The sequence below is a fragment of the Geobacillus sp. FSL K6-0789 genome, assembly GCF_038593135.1.
Classification (GTDB): Bacteria; Bacillota; Bacilli; order Bacillales; family Anoxybacillaceae; genus Geobacillus; species Geobacillus stearothermophilus.
Genome location: NZ_CP151966.1, coordinates 1,709,819 through 1,726,880 on the forward strand (window position 1 = coordinate 1,709,819; position 17,062 = coordinate 1,726,880).

Here is a 17,062-nt window from a genome sequence, read left to right on the forward strand (position 1 = left end):
AAGCGTCCGGTAAAGCGGGATTATCGCGATGATCGTGAGCCAGCCCCTCTTCACTCAAAAACTTTTCGAAAATTCCCTTTTCTTTTTACGAATTTGTGATATAATCTACAAATCAAAGACAACTTAGAAAAGAAAGGGAACGAGAACATGGAACAACAGCTGAAACGAAAGCAAGGGGCAGTATACGTCGAGGACATTTTGATCGCGTATCATACGTTGAAGGATGTTGTGTTCCATACGCCGCTGCAAAAAAATCCGCTGTTATCCGAGCGCTACGAATGCAATGTCTACTTAAAGCGCGAGGATTTGCAAGTCGTGCGTTCGTTTAAGCTGCGCGGGGCGTACAACAGGATGAAGCATTTAACGGATGAGGAGCGGAGAAACGGGGTGGTATGCGCCAGTGCCGGCAACCATGCCCAAGGGGTGGCCTATTCATGCCGAGCGCTTGGCGTGCATGGGAAAATTTATATGCCGGCGACGACGCCGCGGCAAAAAGTGTCGCAAGTGCAGCTGTTTGGCAAAGACATGGTTGAGATCGTGCTTGTCGGCGACACGTTTGACGATTCCTACAACGAAGCGGTGAAGTGCGCCGAGGCGGAAGGGCGGACGTTCATCCATCCGTTTGATGACGAATACGTCATCGCCGGACAGGGGACGATTGGCGTCGAGGTGCTCAACGACTGCGATGAGCCGATTGACTTTTTGTTTGCCAGCATCGGGGGCGGCGGATTGATGGCTGGGCTGGGGACGTATGTGAAAAGCATTTCCCCGTTCACTAAAGTGATTGGCGTCGAACCGGCCGGCGCCCCATCGATGAAAACGGCGCTCGAGCATGGACGTGTCGTCACGCTTGAGGAGATTGACAAGTTCGTGGACGGCGCCGCCGTCAAAACGGTCGGGGAAAAAACGTTCGCCTTATGCCGCGGAGTGCTTGATGACATCGTCGTCGTTCCAGAAGGGAAAGTGTGCACGACGATTTTGGAGCTGTACAACGAAAACGCCATCGTCGCCGAGCCGGCTGGGGCGCTGCCGATCGCCGCGCTCGAGTTTTACAAGGAACAAATCCGAGGCAAGACGGTCGTTTGCGTGGTGAGCGGCGGCAACAACGACATCGACCGGATGCAGGAAATCAAAGAGCGCTCGATGATTTACGAAGGGCTGCAGCACTATTTCATCGTCAACTTCCCGCAGCGGGCCGGGGCGCTGCGCGAGTTTTTGGATGAAGTGCTTGGGCCGACGGATGACATCACCCGGTTTGAATACACGAAGAAAAACAACAAAGAAAGCGGACCGGCGCTTGTGGGCATCGAGCTGAAACGGCGCGAAGACTACGCACCGCTCATCGAGCGGATGAAGAAAAAAGGTTTCCCGTTCCAAGAGGTCAACAAAGACCCGAACTTGTTCCATCTATTGATTTGACGAAAAAAGTCGGAACAAATTCGCCGCATTTCGACAAACTTTTTCACCGGATTGGTGTATAATAAAAGTAAATCGGTGAAAAAGAGGATTGATATTTTGCTATTCAAAAGCCTCGAGTTTCAAAACGTGTATGGGCAGAAGGTCAAGATTATCGAAATCCCAGTATTGGAGGAAGAGAACACATACCGATTCATGATCCAACTGCGCTTGGAGGCGTTTATTGCAAAGGTGTACCGATCGAGAACGAGCCGTTCTGTGTATTCGTTCCGCGAACATTTGAAGAAAGTGCTGAAATGGCCTGTATATGAACAGATCTTTAAAGAAACGGCGTTAAAGCATAATGCATGACTGTTGTTGTTTTGCCCTTGGCGGCAAAACAACTTTTTTTTTGGTGGGATTTTCGCCGGTTTCATTATATAATGGAAACGAGATCATCAGTATTAGGAGTGAACGAATGAAATCAATCAAAATTGTAACTGACTCAACGGTCGATGTGCCGGCGGCGGTGCTTGCCGAGCACGGCGTTGAAGTCGTTCCGCTTCATTTGACAGTGGATGGGGAGGCGTTTATCGACCGGGTGACGATCACACCAGGGCAGTTTATGGCGAAGATGAAGGCAGCGCGTGAACTGCCGAAAAGCTCGCAACCGTCGATCGGTGAGTTTCTAGCTGTCTATGACCGGCTCGGGGCGGACGGAAGCGAGATCATATCGATCCATATGGCCGGCGAGCTGAGCGGCACGGTCCGTTCGGCTGAGCATGCGGCCGCTTTGACAGAGGCAGCGGTCACCGTCGTGGATTCACAATTTATTTCCTGTGCGTTGGGGTTTCAAGTGCTCGAAGCAGCACGTTTGGCCAAGGCGGGCAGAAGCGTCGCCGATATCATCCGGCGGCTTGACGAAATACGCCGTTGCACGCGGCTGTATGTTGTGCTTGATACGCTTGAGCATTTGGTGAAAGGCGGCCGCATAGGCCGCGGCAAAGCGCTCGTCGGCTCGTTGCTGCGCATCAAGCCGATCGCTGCGCTTGTTGACGGGCTGTATACACCGGTGTCGAACGTGCGCAGCTTTTCGCAAGCCATCGCCGATTTAGCGGGCCGGTTGGTTGAGGAGAAGGCGGAAGCGCCGGTGCGCGCGGTCGCCATTGCCCATGCCGATGCTCCTCGGTGGGCGGAGCGGCTCAAGGAAGCGGTGACAGACATCATCGGCTATTCGCCGATTGACATCGTTGAAACAACGCCGGTCATTTCCATTCACACCGGTCCCGGGGCGCTGGCGCTCATGTACTACGCCGAGGAAGCGCCGCTTGATGAATAAACGCCGTTATTGGCGGCATCAACATATTTTGGCCGAAAAGGAAGGACCTATCGATGTGGAAACGAATCGCACTTTTTCTCGTTGTTCTTTTGCTGGCGGCGTGCGGAAAAACAATTCCGGATGCCAAAAACTGGCCGGTCGCTGACTTTACGTTTGTCGATCAGACCGGCAAGCCGTTTGGACTTCGCGATCTGAAAGGAAAAGTGTGGGTCGCCGATTTTATTTTTACCAATTGCGAAACGGTGTGTCCGCCGATGACCGCCCACATGGCCAAACTGAAAGAGAAGGCGGAAGAAAAGGGGCTCGATGTTGAATTTGTTTCGTTCAGTGTCGACCCGGAAGTTGACACGCCGGAAAAACTTGCGGCTTATGCGAAGCAATTTACAGATGATCTAGCAAACTGGCATTTGCTGACTGGATACAGCCCGGCCGAGATCAGCGAGTTGGCGCAAAAAAGCTTTAAAATGATCGTGCAAAAGCCGGCCAATGACGACCAAGTCGTGCATGGCACCAGTTTTTATTTGGTCGGACCAGACGGAAAAGTGGTTCAGACGTACAGCGGCGTGCAAGATGTGCCATACGAAACAATTTTAGAGCATATCAAAATCGTGCAGTCGTCGCAATGAGGCAAAAACGGCTACCGCCTTTTTGCCTTCTTTTCGTCTTTCCCCTTGTTGCAGCAAAAGGCAGGTGTCAAACAATGAGACGGTGGGGATGGTTGTTGTGCTGCTGGCTGCTCGCCGGATGCGTGGCGCTTTCGGCGGGCGGAAAGCCGGAGCGCCCGCATGAAGCCGCCGTCAAGCAGACGGAAGCAAAGCCGTTGCCGAAAGACATTCACCTCGTCGCGTTAGGCGATTCATTGACCGAAGGAGTCGGAGACGGTGAAAGGAAAGGCGGCTATGTCGGCCGCCTTGTCCCGCTTTTGGCGGCGGAGGATGGGGTGCGGACGGTGACCGTCACGAATGCCGGAAAGCGCGGCCGGCGCATCACCGAACTTGAACCGGTTATTCGCGCCCATCAGGCGGAGCTTGAGCGGGCTCATATCGTCATGATCACGATCGGCGGCAATGACGTGATGAATGTCGTCCGCGCTCATTTTTTTGACTTATCATACGAGCGGTTTGCGAACGAGAGCCAACGATTTGCCGAGCGGCTCGATCATTTGTTGATGTTGTTGCGCACGATCAACCCGGATGCGGTCGTTGTCCTGATCGGCTTGTACAATCCGTTTTCCGCCACGTTGCCGAACATCCCGGAAATCGATGATGTCATCGCCGAATGGAACCGCACAAGCCAAGCAGTGGTTTCCCGCTATCCGCGCACGATCTTTGTGGATATTCAAGACATGTTTGCCAACCGCGATGATTTGCTTCACCGCGATGAATTTCACCCGAACGCCGAGGGATATGCGCAAATGGCAGTGCGGGTGTATGAGTCGCTCGATGCGCGAAAAGAGTGGTGGGCGAACTGATGGAAACGAAATGAAGCAGCATAAGGAGTATGTTGGAATGAATTGGAAACGATCGTTTTTCGTTTTGGCGGCTGTGAATGCTGTTGTGCTCATTCTTGCCGCTGTTTGGCTGCTGCAGCCGTCTCCGCCGGTGAAACGGCCGGAGCGCCTGGATGTGGAAGGGGCTTCGTTTACGGTGTACTCCAAAAAAGCGCACTTGAACGCTGTCATTAACGATTATTTGGCGGAAAAAACGAAAGACCATCCGCTTCGCTATGACGTTTGGCTCGCCGACCGCGTTTACGTCTCGAGTGAAATTCCGATCTTTGGGCGCAACGTCGAGCTCGTCGTCTCGTTTGTGCCGAAAGTCGTGAAAGGCGGGAACGTCGAACTTGTCGAACCGGTCATTTCGCTCGGCGACTGGAAGCTGCCGGTGACGTACGTGCTTCGCTACTTGCAAAAGCATGCGCCGCTGCCGGATGAAGTCATCATCGATCCGGGACGGGCCCGCATTTATGTGGCGCTCCATGAGATTCGTTTTGGCAACGGGTATCAAGTAGCGGCGAAAAAAATCGATTTGGCGGCCGATGAAATCGTATTTACCTTAACGATCCCGACAAACCGTCCGCGGTAAAAACGTTGACGTCAACGTTTCCGTGCAACATCGTGAATCTTGTCGGCGTCTATTTGGAAGAAAAAGGGTGTCTCAAAGGCAATGAGACACCTTTTTTTGGCCGTTCCAGCCTCGTGCGGCCCCGCCGTTAGATCAGGCGCAGCCCTTTCGGATAAAAGTTTTTCACCGTCCCTTTGACTTCTTTTCCCCAGCCGAATGGAAACCCGTCGACCGTCACAAGCAGCCAGCCGCGGTCGCCGCCAGTGGAAAGCGTCTCGCCGCGCCAATATTGGACGATTTCGCGGCTTGCGCTCGATAGGTCAAGCACATGTTTCGCTTCCTCTGTCCGCAGCGCCAAGGCAAGGGCATGGTTCGGCTCAAACCGCTCCTTTTTGGCCTCGCCAAGATGAAGGCCAGCGCGCACCACTTTCAAGCCGGACAAATCCGGGCATCGGTCCGGGAGCATGGCCAAATGGCTGCCAAACGAGAGGATTGTTCCGTGCTGCACGGTTTGCAACGATTGCTGTTCAAATTGGCGGTACAATCGGACGGCCGCTTTTGGCGCGTTCGCTTTCGCCCACCGCCCGCTCCAAGGTGGAGTCGGCCGCTGTTTTTGCAGCTTGGCGACAAAATGTCCTTCCCCTTTGAGGCGATGCGGCCAAAGGCGGGCGGCGTGGACGAGATCGGATCGATTGGTTTTCGTCCATTCCGGCCGTCCCGGCTCGATGCCACCGATTTTCGCAATCGGCAGCAACCGCAAATCATCGTACGTCTCGAGCAGCCATTCCATCGTTTGCTCGTTTTCCTCCGGAGAGAACGTGCATGTTGAATAGACAAGAATGCCGCCTTCTTTCAGCATCGCATAGGCGCTTTCTAAAATGCGCCGCTGCCTTGCCGCGCATTCTTCCACATAGGCCGGACTCCAAAACGAGGCGGCCTCTTCTTCTTTCCGGAACATGCCCTCCCCCGAGCACGGAGCGTCCACTAAAATTTTGTCAAAAAAGCCGGGAAACCGCTCGGCAAGCGTTTCGGGAGCTTCATTGACGACGACGGTGTTCGTCAAGCCGAACCGTTCGACGTTCTCTGCAAGCGCTTTGACCCGTTTCGGGTGGATTTCGTTGGCGACAAGCAGCCCTCTGTTTTTCATCATCGCGCCAAGCTGGGTCGTTTTCCCGCCAGGGGCGGCGCACAAGTCAAGCACCGTATCCCCCGGCTCAGGCTGCAGCGCCTCGGCGGCCGCCATCGCGCTCGGTTCTTGAATGTAATACAGGCCGGCCGCATGGTACGGATGCTTTCCCGGCTGTTCGTCCGGTTCATAATAAAACCCGGTCGGGCAAAACGGCACCGGGGAAAGGGAAAAGGGCGCCGTTTTGACCCATGCGCCCGGGTCGGTTTTCAACGGATTGACGCGCAAGCCGTTGATTTTTTCGTTTTCATACACAGCGAAAAACTCGTCTGCTTCTTCATCAAGCAGCTTCTTCATTTTCGCGACAAATGCTTCCGGCAATCTCAACGCAGCAAATCTCCTTTCTCCGTCCGTTGTCATGAGGCTTTGCCTGGCCATTTCACTTTTGGCTCCGTTTTGTTCAAGATGCGCTTGATGTTGGCGCGATGACGATAAAAGATAAACGAAGCCAGCAACAACACTGCCACCTTCAATGGAATGTCGTCCGTGAAAAAGACGGTGTACACGACCGCGTACAGCGCCGCGGCCATCGATGACAGCGAGACGTAGCGTGAAACAGCCAAGACGACAAGAAACACGGCGATGAGCGACAAAAAGAACAACGGCGAATAAAACAGCATCACCCCGCCCGATGTCGCCACCGCCTTGCCACCGCGGAACTTGGCGAACACCGGATACATATGGCCGACGACTGCCACCGCTCCGGCCAAAAGCGGATGCACGGGGACGGAAAAAAACATCGGCAAGCTCGCCGCCAGCGTTCCTTTCAACATATCCCCGACAATGACGATCGTGCCCGCTTTCGCCCCAAGCACGCGGAACGTGTTCGTTCCCCCGAGATTGCCGCTTCCATGTTCGCGGATGTCGATCCCGTAGCCGATTTTCCCGACAAGAAGGCCAAACGGAATCGAGCCGAGAAGATAAGCAAGAAGCAAAATGAGTGCGGTCATCGAATCAAACACCCTTTACTCAACAAGTTTGTGCATGTTTCTATTTTATCATGCGCCGGTTAAAACGGTAGACTGGAAATGAAGAAAAGCGGTTGTTTTGCATTTCCACATGATAACCGGTAAACTGAAAAGCAGGCAGGGACGGACGAGTTCATTCGTCCCGCAACAAACGCAGAGAAGAGAGGAGCGGCTGTGATGAAAACGACCGTCACGTGGAACGGAAACATGTCATTCAGCGGCCAAAGCGCTTCCGGCGTCACCATTCCGATCGACGCCGCGAAAGACGTTGGCGGCAACGATTCCGGCGCCCGGCCGATGGAACTGTTGCTTCACGCCTTGGCCGGCTGCACCGGCATTGACATCGTTTTGATCTTGCGGAAAATGCGGCTTGACGTCCGCGCGTTTTCGATGGAAGTCGAAGGAACGCGCGCCGATGACCACCCGAAGCGGTTTACCGACATTCATATTCATTATGCGCTCGAAGGCGACTTGCCGGAAGACAAAGTCGCCCGTGCCATTCGGTTGTCAAAAGAAAAATATTGTTCCGTTTCCCATTCGTTAAATGCCGCCATTACAGCGAGCTATTCGATCAACGGCGTGCGCGGGAAGGAGACGATCTAACCAAAGAAAAGAACGTGGCGTTCATGTTTGTTTCGCGTGGCATAGCACGGAATGGCAAAACGATGAAAAAGGTGTTCCGATCGTTGGCGGAACACCTTTTTTGTGTTCGAACGAATAACGGCGATCAGTCGTTTGGATAGACGCCTTGCCGTCCCGCTTTTCTTCGCGTTCGGACGGGCTGATTATTTGGCTGCCTATTTGAAACAGCGGGAGGCGGAGGTGTCCCCAAAAGACTCGGGACACCTTTTCTTTACTCCTAACGGGCGGGCTTGCAGCCGCTTGTGCTTGGACGATCGAAAAAAGATCGTTCAAGAAAGGTTTTCCGTAGATCAAGATGCTTTTTGCTCGAACAGCTTGATGATCTCCACGATCACTTCGGCCGATTTCACCATTGTATCGGCGGAAATGTATTCGTAGCGGCCGTGGAAGTTTTCGCCGCCGGCAAAAAGGTTCGGCGTCGGCAGCCCCATGTAGGAGAGCTGCGACCCGTCTGTGCCGCCGCGGATCGGTTTCACTTTCGGTTCAATGCCCAAGTTCGTCATCGCTTCGTGGGCGATGTCCACAATGTGGCGCACCGGCTCGATTTTTTCGCGCATGTTGTAATATTGGTCGTTGATTTCGAGTGTGATTCGGTCGTTTCCATATTTTTGTGCAAGCGAAGCGGCGATCTCGTTCATTTTCGCTTTGCGAGCCTCGAACTGTTCACGGTCGAAGTCGCGGATAATGTAGTGAAGTTTCGTCTCCTCTACACTCCCTTGGAATGAAAGCAAATGGTAAAACCCTTCGTATCCTTCGGTATGTTCCGGCGACTCATCGGCTGGCAGTTGCTGTTGGAACTCCATGGCGATTTTGATTGAGTTGATCATTTTTCCTTTTGCCGTGCCTGGGTGGACGTTTTTTCCTTTGATCGTCATTTTTGCTTCCGCGGCGTTAAAGCTTTCGTATTCCAATTCGCCAAGCGGCCCGCCGTCGACCGTATAGGCAAATTGGGCGCCGAATTTGGCAACGTCAAATTTGTGCGGTCCGCGGCCGATTTCCTCATCCGGGGTAAAGGCGACGCGCACTTTGCCGTGCTTGATCTCCGGGTGTTGGATGAGATAGTTCATCGCGGTCATAATTTCGGCGATTCCGGCTTTATCATCGGCGCCAAGCAGCGTCGTCCCATCGGTTGTAATCAGTGTATGCCCTTTGTAGCCGGCGAGCTCCGGGAAATCGTTTGGCGACAAGATGATGCCTTGTTCTTTGTTCAACACGATGTCGCCACCGTCGTACTGTTCGATGATTTGCGGGTTGACGTTGGCTCCCGTAAACTCCGGAGCGGTGTCCATATGAGCCAAAAAGCCGATCACGGGCACGTTTTTGTCCGTATTGGCCGGCAGCGTCGCCATGACGTAGCCGTTTTCGTCGACTGTGACGTCTTCCATGCCGATCGACTTCAGCTCTTCGACGAGCATTCTCGCCAGCTCCCATTGCCCTTGAGTCGACGGGCATGTGCTGCTTTCTGGATCGGACTGGGTATTCACTTTGGCGTAGCGGATGAAGCGTTCGATCAATTCTTGTTTCATTTGTTCATCTCCTTTTTATGTATGAGTGTTGGGTGAATGCGTGAATCGCTTCTCCAATGCAGCGGAGCGGTTCCGTGTTTATTTTATCATATGCGATCTCCAACAGGGAAAGAGGGAGCGCCATGCGGCGCACGAGTTTTCCGCGGCCGGCGAGGCGGTTGGGATTTCGAAAGCGAAGGAATTGGGCGTCAAACCATTGGCGATGAGGCGATTTTGGCCGAGAAGCGGACGGTGGCGGAGCTCGAAGGGGCGTTCGTTTGCCCGGAAGGAGCGGCGGCGTTTGCGGCGGTCCGAAAATTGCGCGAGAGCGGCTGGATTCGCGACGGGGAGACGGTCGTCGTGCTCAACACGGGGACGGGATTGAAATACGCCGATTTGGTTCAAGTCGCCCCACCGGTGCTTGAACCGGGAGATTCTCTTTCGATGCGGGAATAATCAAGCTGTGAGCAAAAAACATAGACAAATTGAAAACAGTATTGTATGCTAAACTCATCAGAATAATTAAAAATGAAAAACGATTCATCTTCGGGGCAGGGTGAAATTCCCGACCGGCGGTGATGAGGCGCTTCGCCTCTCAGCCCGCGAGCCGCAAGGCAGGATCCGGTGCAAGTCCGGAGCCGACAGTATAGTCTGGATGGGAGAAGATGAAGGTTTGCCGGCGTTCGTTTTGGCGCATGCGAACGTCTAGTTGCGCACACCCTTTTTCTCCCTTAAGCCTTGTTCGGTTTAAGGGAGTTTTTGTTGGCGCTCGCAGCGGCAGCCTTCTTCTTGTGAGGATGAATCACGAGAAGGGGAGGAGAACAAGCGTCAACTACCCCCACTTCGCTAACGCTTGAAGTGGGGGCTTGCAACTCCCCAGAAGTGCAAACGGACTTCGTCCTCCTTCCTTGACTTGGGGTTGCATCAGGGGGCAGGTTGACGACTACCCAACGACGCAGGTCATGCCTGCATCGTTACCGATTCTCTCGGTGTGTCTGTTGGCAGTACTTGGCTTCCACACACAACAGACGGACCTACGCTCGATGTTTTACGGTTACAACGTTTCCTGTAACCAATTCCATACATCGAGTAGCCGTGATTGGAGTGCCTTTATTGAACGGTTTTCTCCACGCCTTTATTCTATCATACACAAAAGAAAGGGGGGAACGCGCATTCCTCTCCCACTTACTCCCTTTGGTCGTTGAAGTGGGAGTCTCCTGCGCGAAATAGGATGAAACGTATTTCCATCCGCGCCTTTGTCGGCATCGGAGTGTTGGGCGCCATGGCGCATGTGCTGATGATGCTCAACTTTCCGCTGCCGCCGTTTCCGAACTTTTTGCTTGTTGACTTCAGCGACATCCCGGCGCTCATCGCCGCCTTGTTGTACGGCCCGCTCGCCGGCGTGGCGATCGAACTATTGAAAAACGTGCTGAACTACGTGTTCGTCGGCAGTGCGACCGGCGTTCCGGTCGGCCAGATCGCCAACTTCACTGCCGGGGTGGCGTTCCTTTTGCCGGTTTCCTATATTTATCGGAAAGCCGCATCGAAAAAAGGCTTGCTGCTGGGGTTGGCGGCGGGAACAGTGACGATGGCGCTCGTCATGAGCGTGCTCAACTACTACGTCTTTCTGCCGGCGTATACGCTTTTCCTCGGCGCTCCGCAGATGAGCGCACCGGAAGCGAAGGCGTTGGTGGTATCGGCGATTTTGCCGTTTAACGCCGTCAAAGGAGCGATGGTGGCCATCGTATTTCAGCTTCTCTTTTGGCGTCTTCGTGCTTGGCTTGACAAACAGGCGGCATCTCGCCAAGCCGCTTGAGGAACAAAAAGCGAGGGTTTTTCCCTCGCTTTTTTGCGTTTGTCAAAAGCGAATCCGCGGCACCCACTCGGCAAACCGTTCTTCTTTAAACGGATTGGCGGTCATCGAATAGCCGCGCTCCTCCCAATAGCCCGGCTCATCTTCTTTCATAAAGCGGATGCCGGACGCCCATTTCGCCCCTTTCCATAAATAAAATGTCGCCGGCGGGATGAACCGGAGCGGATAGCCGTGCTTCGGCGAGATGTCCTGCCAGTCGTGATGCTTGTCTTTCCATCGATAAACAAACAAGGCATCGTCGCCCATCAGCGCGTCAAGCGGCAAGTTTGCCGAATAGCCGAACCGGTCGCCGTTTAAGTAGCCGTAAATTTTCACATATTTCACGTCGGGATCGAGATCGACGAAGCGCAAAAACTCGCGGAAAGCGATGCCTTCAAACGTCGTATCAAATTTCGACCACGTCGTCACGCAGTGCATATCCACGGTCGAAATCGTCTTCGGCAGCCGCATCACTTCCTGATACGACAGCGTCACTTCTTCTTTCACATTGCCGAACAATCGGAAATTCCAAGCCGCTTCATCGAATTCGTACACATCGCCTTCATGCAAAATCGGCCATTTTTCCGTTTCGAATTGGCCGGGAGGGAGTTGTTTCGGCATGGTGTGCTCCCCTTTCTATGTATTCGTTTACGTATACCATGATAAGGGGAAAATAAAGCGTGTGCAACTTGGCTATGGTTTTAATGCATCACAATATTGAGGACAGTCATGTAAGAATGGAATAATTTTCTTCTTATTGCACATCGTATTCAATAGGGATTTCATGGCCAAGAACAGCTATGGCGGGAGCGTGATGCCGATGGCCGAACAAAGAGAACGATGGCTTTTCCTTTTGGCACTTTGCCTCATCGCCCTTTACGTGTCCCCGCTCTTTCTCCTTGGCGAGAACGCCCATATTCGCGTCCACGATAATTTGGATTCCAATATCGCTTGGTATAAGGTGCTCTCCGAAAGTGGAAAAATCACCGGGCCGCTTGACGCGAACATTCCGCAAATTGCTAACGGCCAGTTGTCAAGAAACGCCTTCGGCTCGGAGCTGACCGGCATCGTCTGGCTGCACGCGTTATTTCCGACGATGACTGCGTATGCGCTCAGCCAAACGATCACAAGGGTTGTGGCGTTTTTGGGTATGTATTTGCTGTTAAAGACGCATTTTTTAACTGATCCACGCTGGATGGCCGTCCGCATCGGCGTGGCGCTCGCATTTGCGCTGACACTGTTTTGGCCGTCGGGGATGTTAAGCACGATGGGCATGCCGCTTGCGCTTTGGGCGTTTTTGAGCATCCGAAAAGGCGAGGGGAAGTGGAAGCATTACGCCGCGCTTACGCTTCTCCCGTTTTATTCCAATTTTGTGCTCGGGTTCTTTTTCTTTCTTGCCGCCATGGGTGTTCTCTGGCTCGCTGATGTGCTGCGCGGTAAGGGGTGGAACATCCGCTTTTTGACTTCCATCGCTTACATGACGCTGTTGTATTTGCTTGTCGAGTACCGGCTTGTCTACTCGTTTTTATGGGAAGACGAGCCGACAAGCCGGGATGAGTACTTCCATGCCCGCCTGACGTTTTGGCATTGCGTCCGCTTGACGTGGAAAAACTTTCTCCTCGGGCACCATCATGTCATGACCGAGCATACGTTTTTTATTTTGCCAAGCTGTTTGGTGGCGTTGCATCTCGTTTTCGTGAAAAAACGGTGGAAGCAAGAACGGCTATTCCTTTTCCTATTCGGACTGAATTTCGTCCTGTCGGCGTGGTATGCCTTTTGGTTTTATAAAGGGTGGCTGCCGCTTACGGAGCGGTTCCATTTTTTAGACACGTTTAACTTTGCCCGCTTTCATTTTTTGCGCCCGATGATCATTTATGTGCAGTTTGCGCTGGCGTTGAAAATCATGTGGCAATATAGCGAAAACGGGAGAAGGTGGGCGAAGCGGCTGCTAGCGGCTCAAGTGATCTTCGTGTTTTTGATTAACGAAGAAATCGTCTTCCGCTACGAGCCGACGGTGAAGCAATTTTACGCGGAAAAACAGTTCCAAGAAATCAAAGAATACATCGGGCTTCCCGTAGCCGATTACCGCGTCGTCAGCATCGGCATTCACCCCGCCATCGCGCAATACAACGGGTTTTATACGCTCGATACGTACAACAACTTTTATCCGCTGTCATATAAATACGAGTTCCGCAAAATCATTGAACGTGAACTGGAAAAAAGCAAAACGATCCGCACATATTTTGACGAATGGGGCGGCCGATGCTATATTTTTACAGCGGAACTTGGGAAACGGTACATGTTCACAAAACATTCGAAAAAGCGGCTGAAGAACTTGCAGCTGAATACAGAACAGTTGAAAAAAATGGGCGGCCGCTATATTTTCTCGGCGGTTCCGATCGATAACGCGGCGGAAAATGGACTCGTGTTGGACCGTGTATTCACGTCCGATGAGTCGGCGTGGACGATTTACTTGTACAAGGTGAAATAAAAACAGCGGCTCCCTTTTGAAAGGGGGAACCGCTGTTTTCTTGATTTAGTGCTCATTCAACCGCGCAAGCTGCCGGTCGTGCCACCTCGAGAGCAGCCATAGGGCAATCAGTGTCCCAATCAATGTGCATACCATATCCCATTGCGTAGCTGGCTGGGTGAATGGCCGACCAAACGAATACAGCAGCAACGATCAGCAACAACAGACCATGAATGCGGGTTTGCCTTGCTTGTTCCACCTTTTTTCCTCCTTGGAACAGCGAGATTTGTCTATGGTCATTATTCGGAAAAACGCGGATTTTATACAAATGAATTTCATACGGAGAAGGGGCAGAACGGGTTTGTGTTGAAAAGAATATCGACAAGCGAAACAACAGTTTTTCGAATGTCTGATGAAAACGCCGGAGTTTCAGCGGTTATAGGAGCTGCTGTGGAAGCAGCGAGAAAAGAGGCGTTTCCTCCATGGATAGGGAAACATTCCTAATTTTCAACGAGGATGCGAATGTATATTCGTATTTGATTGATTTGATGGTATAATGAAACATGCACAGCCAAATGCAGGGTGGGCAGTGGCCACTCCCTGAACGAAAGGGGGTGGTGCTGATGATGGCGATCGCTGATGCGCTGACGCTCATGATTGCGTTTGCGTCACTCATCGTCGCGGTGATCGCCGTATCCAAAGACAAAAAGTAACCCACCCTGCTAGGCCGAGGCGAGGGTAGGTTACGATGCCCGAGGCTTGGGCCACTACGCTTCTTGCAGCGGCTGTGTATGGACAGGGCATTGGTGGCCGCCAATTCCCTGCTTTATTGTACGTTCCTTCTTCTTTATTATACGCGTATAAAGAAGGGGATGACAAGAACTTTAGAGAAAGGGACAGTGAAGATCGAAAAAAATGAAAAAGAGGGTTGACTCTTTCATTTTTTTATAGTAAATTTTACATTGTCGTTCCGATTCTGAAGGAACTGAAATATAAAGATACAAAAAAACTTGACAAAGTTTTGGATTGCTTTATAATAGAAATCGTCGCCATTGCCTAGTGGTGATAGCGGAGGGGAAACACCCGTTCCCATCCCGAACACGGAAGTTAAGCCCTCCAGCGCCGATGGTAGTTGGGGCCAGCGCCCCTGCAAGAGTAGGTCGCTGCTAGGCAATATCGTGGAGTATTAGCTCAGCGGGAGAGCACCACGTTGACAGCGTGGGGGTCACTGGTTCGATCCCAGTATACTCCACCATCATGGGGCGTTAGTTCAGGGGGAGAACGCTTCGCTGGCAGCGAAGAGGTCAGGGGTTCAAATCCCCTACGCTCCATTGTATGCGGTCGTGGCGGAATGGCAGACGCGCTAGGTTGAGGGCCTAGTGGGGGCAACCCCGTGGAGGTTCAAGTCCTCTCGACCGCATCGCTCCAAACAGCTATGGAGGAGTACCCAAGTCTGGCTGAAGGGGTCGGTTTCGAAAACCGATAGGGGTGTCACAGCCCGCGGGGGTTCGAATCCCTCCTCCTCCGCCATAAATATTGACTTAGCTCAATTGGTAGAGACGAGCATCTGCATCGTCGAATTTGCTTCGAGTTGTCCCGACGCATCCAGCGTCTTCGAATTGGCTGGGAGAGGAAGGGACACAACAGAAGCCAAGGAGTCACGGTCTACTTCTATCATGCCGACTTAGCTCAATTGGTAGAGACGAGCAGCTGCTTCGTCGAGTCGGCTTCGAGTTGCCTCGACGCATCCTGCTTCCTCGAAACAGCTTGTAGAGGAAGAGGCACAGATCACAACAATAAGCCACCTTCTTGCATTTATTTTATGCCGACTTAGCTCAATTGGTAGAGCAACTGAATCGTAATCAGTAGGTTGCGGGTTCGAGTCCTGCAGTCGGCATCACGATTACGGAGGGGTAGCGAAGTGGCTAAACGCGGCGGACTGTAAATCCGCTCCCTTTGGGTTCGGCGGTTCGAATCCGTCCCCCTCCATTTTTATTTCTTATAAGCGGGCCTATAGCTCAGCTGGTTAGAGCGCACGCCTGATAAGCGTGAGGTCGGTGGTTCAAGTCCACTTAGGCCCATCACTTATGATGGACGACAAGAATGATTCTTGTCGTCTTTTTTGCGTTGTCGCTAAAGGCATAATGTGCTCTACCATCTCCATGGAGAATCCTCTGACTTTCACATGTCAACGAAAGGGTGCCCCCGTTCAGACACCCTCCCTTGGTTTTTACTTGAAAGTGGTTTTAGCAGAGAAACTTCCGCTTCAAACAAAACTAGAAGCCGTTCACGGAACGATAGTCCGTTTGCCTAATGGACGTACTTCCCATAATCAGGGGTAGCGATACGGTCAAAATTACGGGCGAGTTTTGTCAACCCTTCACGCAGCTCTTTGCCGGCGACAGGAGCACCGTGTCCGGTGATGGCGACTGACGGAAAGAGTGCGGCTAACTTGCGCACCGACTCGCGGGCGGCGCGCCAATCGATGGTATAATAGCGCGGCGGGCCGCTGATTTCGATTTGTTGGGTCAACACTTTATACAGTGAATCTTGGCGGACGGTGACGAACGCGTCGCCGGCGATTAAAGCGGCGTCGCGCGGCCGAAATAACGAAATGTGGCCTGGCGTGTGCCCCGGTGTGTGGATCCAGCGGAACTCCGGCAAGTGCGGAACAGTGCCGTCCTCTGGCAGCGGATGAACGCGATCGCCCAGTTGAATCGGTTCATTTGGGAAAAACGGTGATATTTTGGCGATGAAGCCGCCCTCGACGGAAGCGTCAGGTTCAGGATAGCTCGCCTTTCCAGTCAAATACGGCAGTTCAGCCGGATGGGCATACACCGGGACATTCCAATGCTTGACAAGCTCAACAATCGCTCCAACGTGGTCAAAATGGCCGTGGGTTAAAACAATGGCTTGCGGGCGGCTGCCGCTGCCAAAGCGGTCTTCCACGACTGAAACAATGTCATCGGCTGATCCCGGCATGCCAGCGTCGACTAATACAAACGCGCGGTCATCCGGGCGGCCGACAAGACAAATGTTCACGATTTGGATCGTATGGCAGTACAAATCGGGCAGCACGCTGACTCCGAGGCCGCTCGCTGCTGACATCGCAGGTATGAAACGATAGTCTTCTCCGTAGTGCAGTTGTTCCTCTGCCATGGGAACTCCCTCCTTGCACGAATGGATAGCCCATCGATAGGATTCCTTATCGAGAAGTGGGATATGCAACGCTAGGTTCGAACGGAAAACACCTTCCGCATTTTCCTCTTTGGCCGCTTGCTCGACATGCCCCGCCAAATAATGGTACTATAAAGGAAAGAAGGAAAGGAGGAAAACAGGATGAGCATTTTGAAAAAAGGATTGGCGTTCGGGCTTGGGCTTGCGATCGCCAGCAAAGAACAAGCGGAAAAATTGATCGATGAGTTGGTCAAAAAAGGAGAGTTGTCGCTTGATGAATCGAAGGAAGTGATCGATCAATGGAAGCAGCAAACCGAAGCGCGGAAAGCGGAAGTACAGCGGCTTGTACGCGAGCAAATCAAGCAGGTGATCGATAAACTCGACTTGGCGACGAAAGAAGACGTGCGGCAGCTCGAGGAGCGAATCCGCCGTCTTGAAGAAAAGGAACAAAGCGGGCAGTAAACC

The 17,062-nt window shown here is 52.7% G+C and carries 17 protein-coding genes, 7 tRNA genes, 1 rRNA gene, 1 pseudogene and 1 riboswitch; of the genes and pseudogenes, 20 read left to right on the top strand and 6 right to left on the bottom strand.

Annotation, left to right across the window (positions count from 1 at the left end):
* The first annotated feature begins 147 nt into the window (after positions 1 to 147).
* From ilvA to NSQ51_RS08930, 6 genes are all read left to right on the top strand, one after another.
* The gene (gene ilvA / locus NSQ51_RS08905) at positions 148 to 1,419 is read left to right on the top strand and encodes a threonine ammonia-lyase IlvA (RefSeq protein ID WP_033014077.1); all 1,272 of its coding nucleotides are present in this window, start codon (positions 148 to 150) and stop codon (positions 1,417 to 1,419) included.
* A 96-nt stretch (positions 1,420 to 1,515) separates the two neighbouring features.
* Positions 1,516 to 1,767 carry a YpmP family protein gene (locus NSQ51_RS08910; RefSeq protein WP_033014079.1) on the top strand — a complete coding sequence of 84 codons (252 nt, stop codon included), beginning with the start codon at positions 1,516 to 1,518 and terminating at the stop codon, positions 1,765 to 1,767.
* 106 nt (positions 1,768 to 1,873) lie between these two features.
* Complete coding sequence (locus NSQ51_RS08915) at positions 1,874 to 2,734, top strand: DegV family protein (protein WP_033014080.1); 861 nt, start codon at positions 1,874 to 1,876, stop codon at positions 2,732 to 2,734.
* Positions 2,735 to 2,787: 53 nt separating this feature from the next.
* Positions 2,788 to 3,360, top strand: coding sequence for an SCO family protein (locus tag NSQ51_RS08920; protein WP_049624106.1), 573 nt, complete (start codon positions 2,788 to 2,790; stop codon positions 3,358 to 3,360).
* Between the two features lie 74 nt (positions 3,361 to 3,434).
* Complete coding sequence (locus NSQ51_RS08925) at positions 3,435 to 4,205, top strand: SGNH/GDSL hydrolase family protein (RefSeq protein ID WP_033014083.1); 771 nt, start codon at positions 3,435 to 3,437, stop codon at positions 4,203 to 4,205.
* A 37-nt stretch (positions 4,206 to 4,242) separates the two neighbouring features.
* A complete protein-coding gene (locus NSQ51_RS08930; RefSeq protein WP_033014084.1) occupies positions 4,243 to 4,818 on the top strand; it encodes a YpmS family protein in 576 nt (191 codons plus the stop codon).
* Positions 4,819 to 4,945: 127 nt separating this feature from the next.
* Here NSQ51_RS08930 and NSQ51_RS08935 read toward each other — a convergent pair whose 3' ends face one another.
* Together NSQ51_RS08935 and plsY are read right to left on the bottom strand one after the other, a co-directional pair.
* On the bottom strand, positions 4,946 to 6,310 hold the full coding sequence (locus NSQ51_RS08935; RefSeq protein WP_049624107.1) for an RsmF rRNA methyltransferase first C-terminal domain-containing protein: 1,365 nt from the start codon (positions 6,308 to 6,310) through the stop codon (positions 4,946 to 4,948).
* A 29-nt stretch (positions 6,311 to 6,339) separates the two neighbouring features.
* Entirely contained in the window at positions 6,340 to 6,933 is a 594-nt protein-coding gene (plsY, locus tag NSQ51_RS08940) for a glycerol-3-phosphate 1-O-acyltransferase PlsY (protein WP_049624108.1), read from the bottom strand.
* Positions 6,934 to 7,128: 195 nt separating this feature from the next.
* Here plsY and NSQ51_RS08945 point away from each other — a divergent pair, with 195 nt between their 5' ends.
* On the top strand, positions 7,129 to 7,554 hold the full coding sequence (locus NSQ51_RS08945; RefSeq protein WP_033009997.1) for an OsmC family protein: 426 nt from the start codon (positions 7,129 to 7,131) through the stop codon (positions 7,552 to 7,554).
* Between the two features lie 329 nt (positions 7,555 to 7,883).
* On the opposite strand, the gene pepT is transcribed toward NSQ51_RS08945, so the two are convergent.
* Complete coding sequence (gene pepT, locus NSQ51_RS08950; RefSeq protein WP_049624109.1) at positions 7,884 to 9,119, bottom strand: peptidase T; 1,236 nt, start codon at positions 9,117 to 9,119, stop codon at positions 7,884 to 7,886.
* A 201-nt stretch (positions 9,120 to 9,320) separates the two neighbouring features.
* On the opposite strand from pepT, the pseudogene NSQ51_RS08955 reads away from it, so the two are divergent.
* Both NSQ51_RS08955 and NSQ51_RS08960 read left to right on the top strand, forming a co-directional pair.
* Positions 9,321 to 9,554 (top strand): annotated as a pseudogene (locus NSQ51_RS08955) (threonine synthase); the annotation flags it as partial.
* Between the two features lie 82 nt (positions 9,555 to 9,636).
* Positions 9,637 to 9,769: riboswitch (FMN riboswitch) on the top strand.
* Between the two features lie 560 nt (positions 9,770 to 10,329).
* The gene (locus tag NSQ51_RS08960) at positions 10,330 to 10,914 is read left to right on the top strand and encodes an ECF transporter S component (RefSeq protein WP_049624110.1); all 585 of its coding nucleotides are present in this window, start codon (positions 10,330 to 10,332) and stop codon (positions 10,912 to 10,914) included.
* A gap of 42 nt (positions 10,915 to 10,956) precedes the next feature.
* Here NSQ51_RS08960 and NSQ51_RS08965 read toward each other — a convergent pair whose 3' ends face one another.
* Positions 10,957 to 11,571 carry a sulfite oxidase-like oxidoreductase gene (locus NSQ51_RS08965; RefSeq protein ID WP_049624111.1) on the bottom strand — a complete coding sequence of 205 codons (615 nt, stop codon included), beginning with the start codon at positions 11,569 to 11,571 and terminating at the stop codon, positions 10,957 to 10,959.
* Between the two features lie 199 nt (positions 11,572 to 11,770).
* Here NSQ51_RS08965 and NSQ51_RS08970 point away from each other — a divergent pair, with 199 nt between their 5' ends.
* Complete coding sequence (locus NSQ51_RS08970) at positions 11,771 to 13,441, top strand: DUF6044 family protein (RefSeq protein WP_121650069.1); 1,671 nt, start codon at positions 11,771 to 11,773, stop codon at positions 13,439 to 13,441.
* A gap of 52 nt (positions 13,442 to 13,493) precedes the next feature.
* Here NSQ51_RS08970 and NSQ51_RS08975 read toward each other — a convergent pair whose 3' ends face one another.
* On the bottom strand, positions 13,494 to 13,679 hold the full coding sequence (locus NSQ51_RS08975) for a hypothetical protein (protein WP_033014099.1): 186 nt from the start codon (positions 13,677 to 13,679) through the stop codon (positions 13,494 to 13,496).
* Between the two features lie 364 nt (positions 13,680 to 14,043).
* On the opposite strand from NSQ51_RS08975, the gene NSQ51_RS08980 reads away from it, so the two are divergent.
* The 9 genes from NSQ51_RS08980 to NSQ51_RS09020 all read left to right on the top strand — a co-directional run bounded on the left by NSQ51_RS08980 (position 14,044) and on the right by NSQ51_RS09020 (position 15,501).
* Complete coding sequence (locus NSQ51_RS08980; protein ID WP_233434057.1) at positions 14,044 to 14,133, top strand: putative holin-like toxin; 90 nt, start codon at positions 14,044 to 14,046, stop codon at positions 14,131 to 14,133.
* A 342-nt stretch (positions 14,134 to 14,475) separates the two neighbouring features.
* A 5S ribosomal RNA gene (rrf, locus tag NSQ51_RS08985) occupies positions 14,476 to 14,592 on the top strand.
* 8 nt (positions 14,593 to 14,600) lie between these two features.
* A tRNA-Val gene (locus NSQ51_RS08990) sits at positions 14,601 to 14,675 on the top strand.
* 4 nt (positions 14,676 to 14,679) lie between these two features.
* A tRNA-Ala gene (locus NSQ51_RS08995) sits at positions 14,680 to 14,751 on the top strand.
* Positions 14,752 to 14,757: 6 nt separating this feature from the next.
* Positions 14,758 to 14,840: transfer RNA gene (locus tag NSQ51_RS09000), tRNA-Leu, on the top strand.
* A gap of 17 nt (positions 14,841 to 14,857) precedes the next feature.
* Positions 14,858 to 14,950 (top strand) — tRNA-Ser (locus NSQ51_RS09005).
* Between the two features lie 294 nt (positions 14,951 to 15,244).
* Positions 15,245 to 15,317: transfer RNA gene (locus tag NSQ51_RS09010), tRNA-Thr, on the top strand.
* A gap of 10 nt (positions 15,318 to 15,327) precedes the next feature.
* A tRNA-Tyr gene (locus NSQ51_RS09015) sits at positions 15,328 to 15,409 on the top strand.
* 18 nt (positions 15,410 to 15,427) lie between these two features.
* Positions 15,428 to 15,501 (top strand) — tRNA-Ile (locus NSQ51_RS09020).
* Positions 15,502 to 15,730: 229 nt separating this feature from the next.
* Here NSQ51_RS09020 and NSQ51_RS09025 read toward each other — a convergent pair.
* A complete protein-coding gene (locus NSQ51_RS09025) occupies positions 15,731 to 16,579 on the bottom strand; it encodes an MBL fold metallo-hydrolase (protein ID WP_121674094.1) in 849 nt (282 codons plus the stop codon).
* A 180-nt stretch (positions 16,580 to 16,759) separates the two neighbouring features.
* Between NSQ51_RS09025 and NSQ51_RS09030 the strand changes: the two genes are divergently transcribed.
* Complete coding sequence (locus tag NSQ51_RS09030) at positions 16,760 to 17,059, top strand: ATP synthase subunit B (RefSeq protein WP_033014101.1); 300 nt, start codon at positions 16,760 to 16,762, stop codon at positions 17,057 to 17,059.
* The last annotated feature ends 3 nt before the right edge of the window (positions 17,060 to 17,062 follow it).

Excerpts from the sequence above, each read along its gene's own strand:
- ilvA (WP_033014077.1), top strand. The coding sequence starts at position 148 with ATGGAACAACAGCTGAAACGAAAGCAAGGGGCAGTATACGTCGAGGAC.
- NSQ51_RS08915 (WP_033014080.1), top strand. The coding sequence starts at position 1,874 with ATGAAATCAATCAAAATTGTAACTGACTCAACGGTCGATGTGCCGGCG.
- NSQ51_RS08920 (WP_049624106.1), top strand. The coding sequence starts at position 2,788 with ATGTGGAAACGAATCGCACTTTTTCTCGTTGTTCTTTTGCTGGCGGCG.
- NSQ51_RS08925 (WP_033014083.1), top strand. The coding sequence starts at position 3,435 with ATGAGACGGTGGGGATGGTTGTTGTGCTGCTGGCTGCTCGCCGGATGC.
- NSQ51_RS08930 (WP_033014084.1), top strand. The coding sequence starts at position 4,243 with ATGAATTGGAAACGATCGTTTTTCGTTTTGGCGGCTGTGAATGCTGTT.
- plsY (WP_049624108.1), bottom strand. The coding sequence starts at position 6,933 with ATGACCGCACTCATTTTGCTTCTTGCTTATCTTCTCGGCTCGATTCCG.
- NSQ51_RS08945 (WP_033009997.1), top strand. The coding sequence starts at position 7,129 with ATGAAAACGACCGTCACGTGGAACGGAAACATGTCATTCAGCGGCCAA.
- pepT (WP_049624109.1), bottom strand. The coding sequence starts at position 9,119 with ATGAAACAAGAATTGATCGAACGCTTCATCCGCTACGCCAAAGTGAAT.
- NSQ51_RS08960 (WP_049624110.1), top strand. The coding sequence starts at position 10,330 with ATGAAACGTATTTCCATCCGCGCCTTTGTCGGCATCGGAGTGTTGGGC.
- NSQ51_RS08965 (WP_049624111.1), bottom strand. The coding sequence starts at position 11,571 with ATGCCGAAACAACTCCCTCCCGGCCAATTCGAAACGGAAAAATGGCCG.
- NSQ51_RS08970 (WP_121650069.1), top strand. The coding sequence starts at position 11,771 with ATGGCCGAACAAAGAGAACGATGGCTTTTCCTTTTGGCACTTTGCCTC.
- NSQ51_RS08980 (WP_233434057.1), top strand. The coding sequence starts at position 14,044 with ATGATGGCGATCGCTGATGCGCTGACGCTCATGATTGCGTTTGCGTCA.
- NSQ51_RS09025 (WP_121674094.1), bottom strand. The coding sequence starts at position 16,579 with ATGGCAGAGGAACAACTGCACTACGGAGAAGACTATCGTTTCATACCT.
- NSQ51_RS09030 (WP_033014101.1), top strand. The coding sequence starts at position 16,760 with ATGAGCATTTTGAAAAAAGGATTGGCGTTCGGGCTTGGGCTTGCGATC.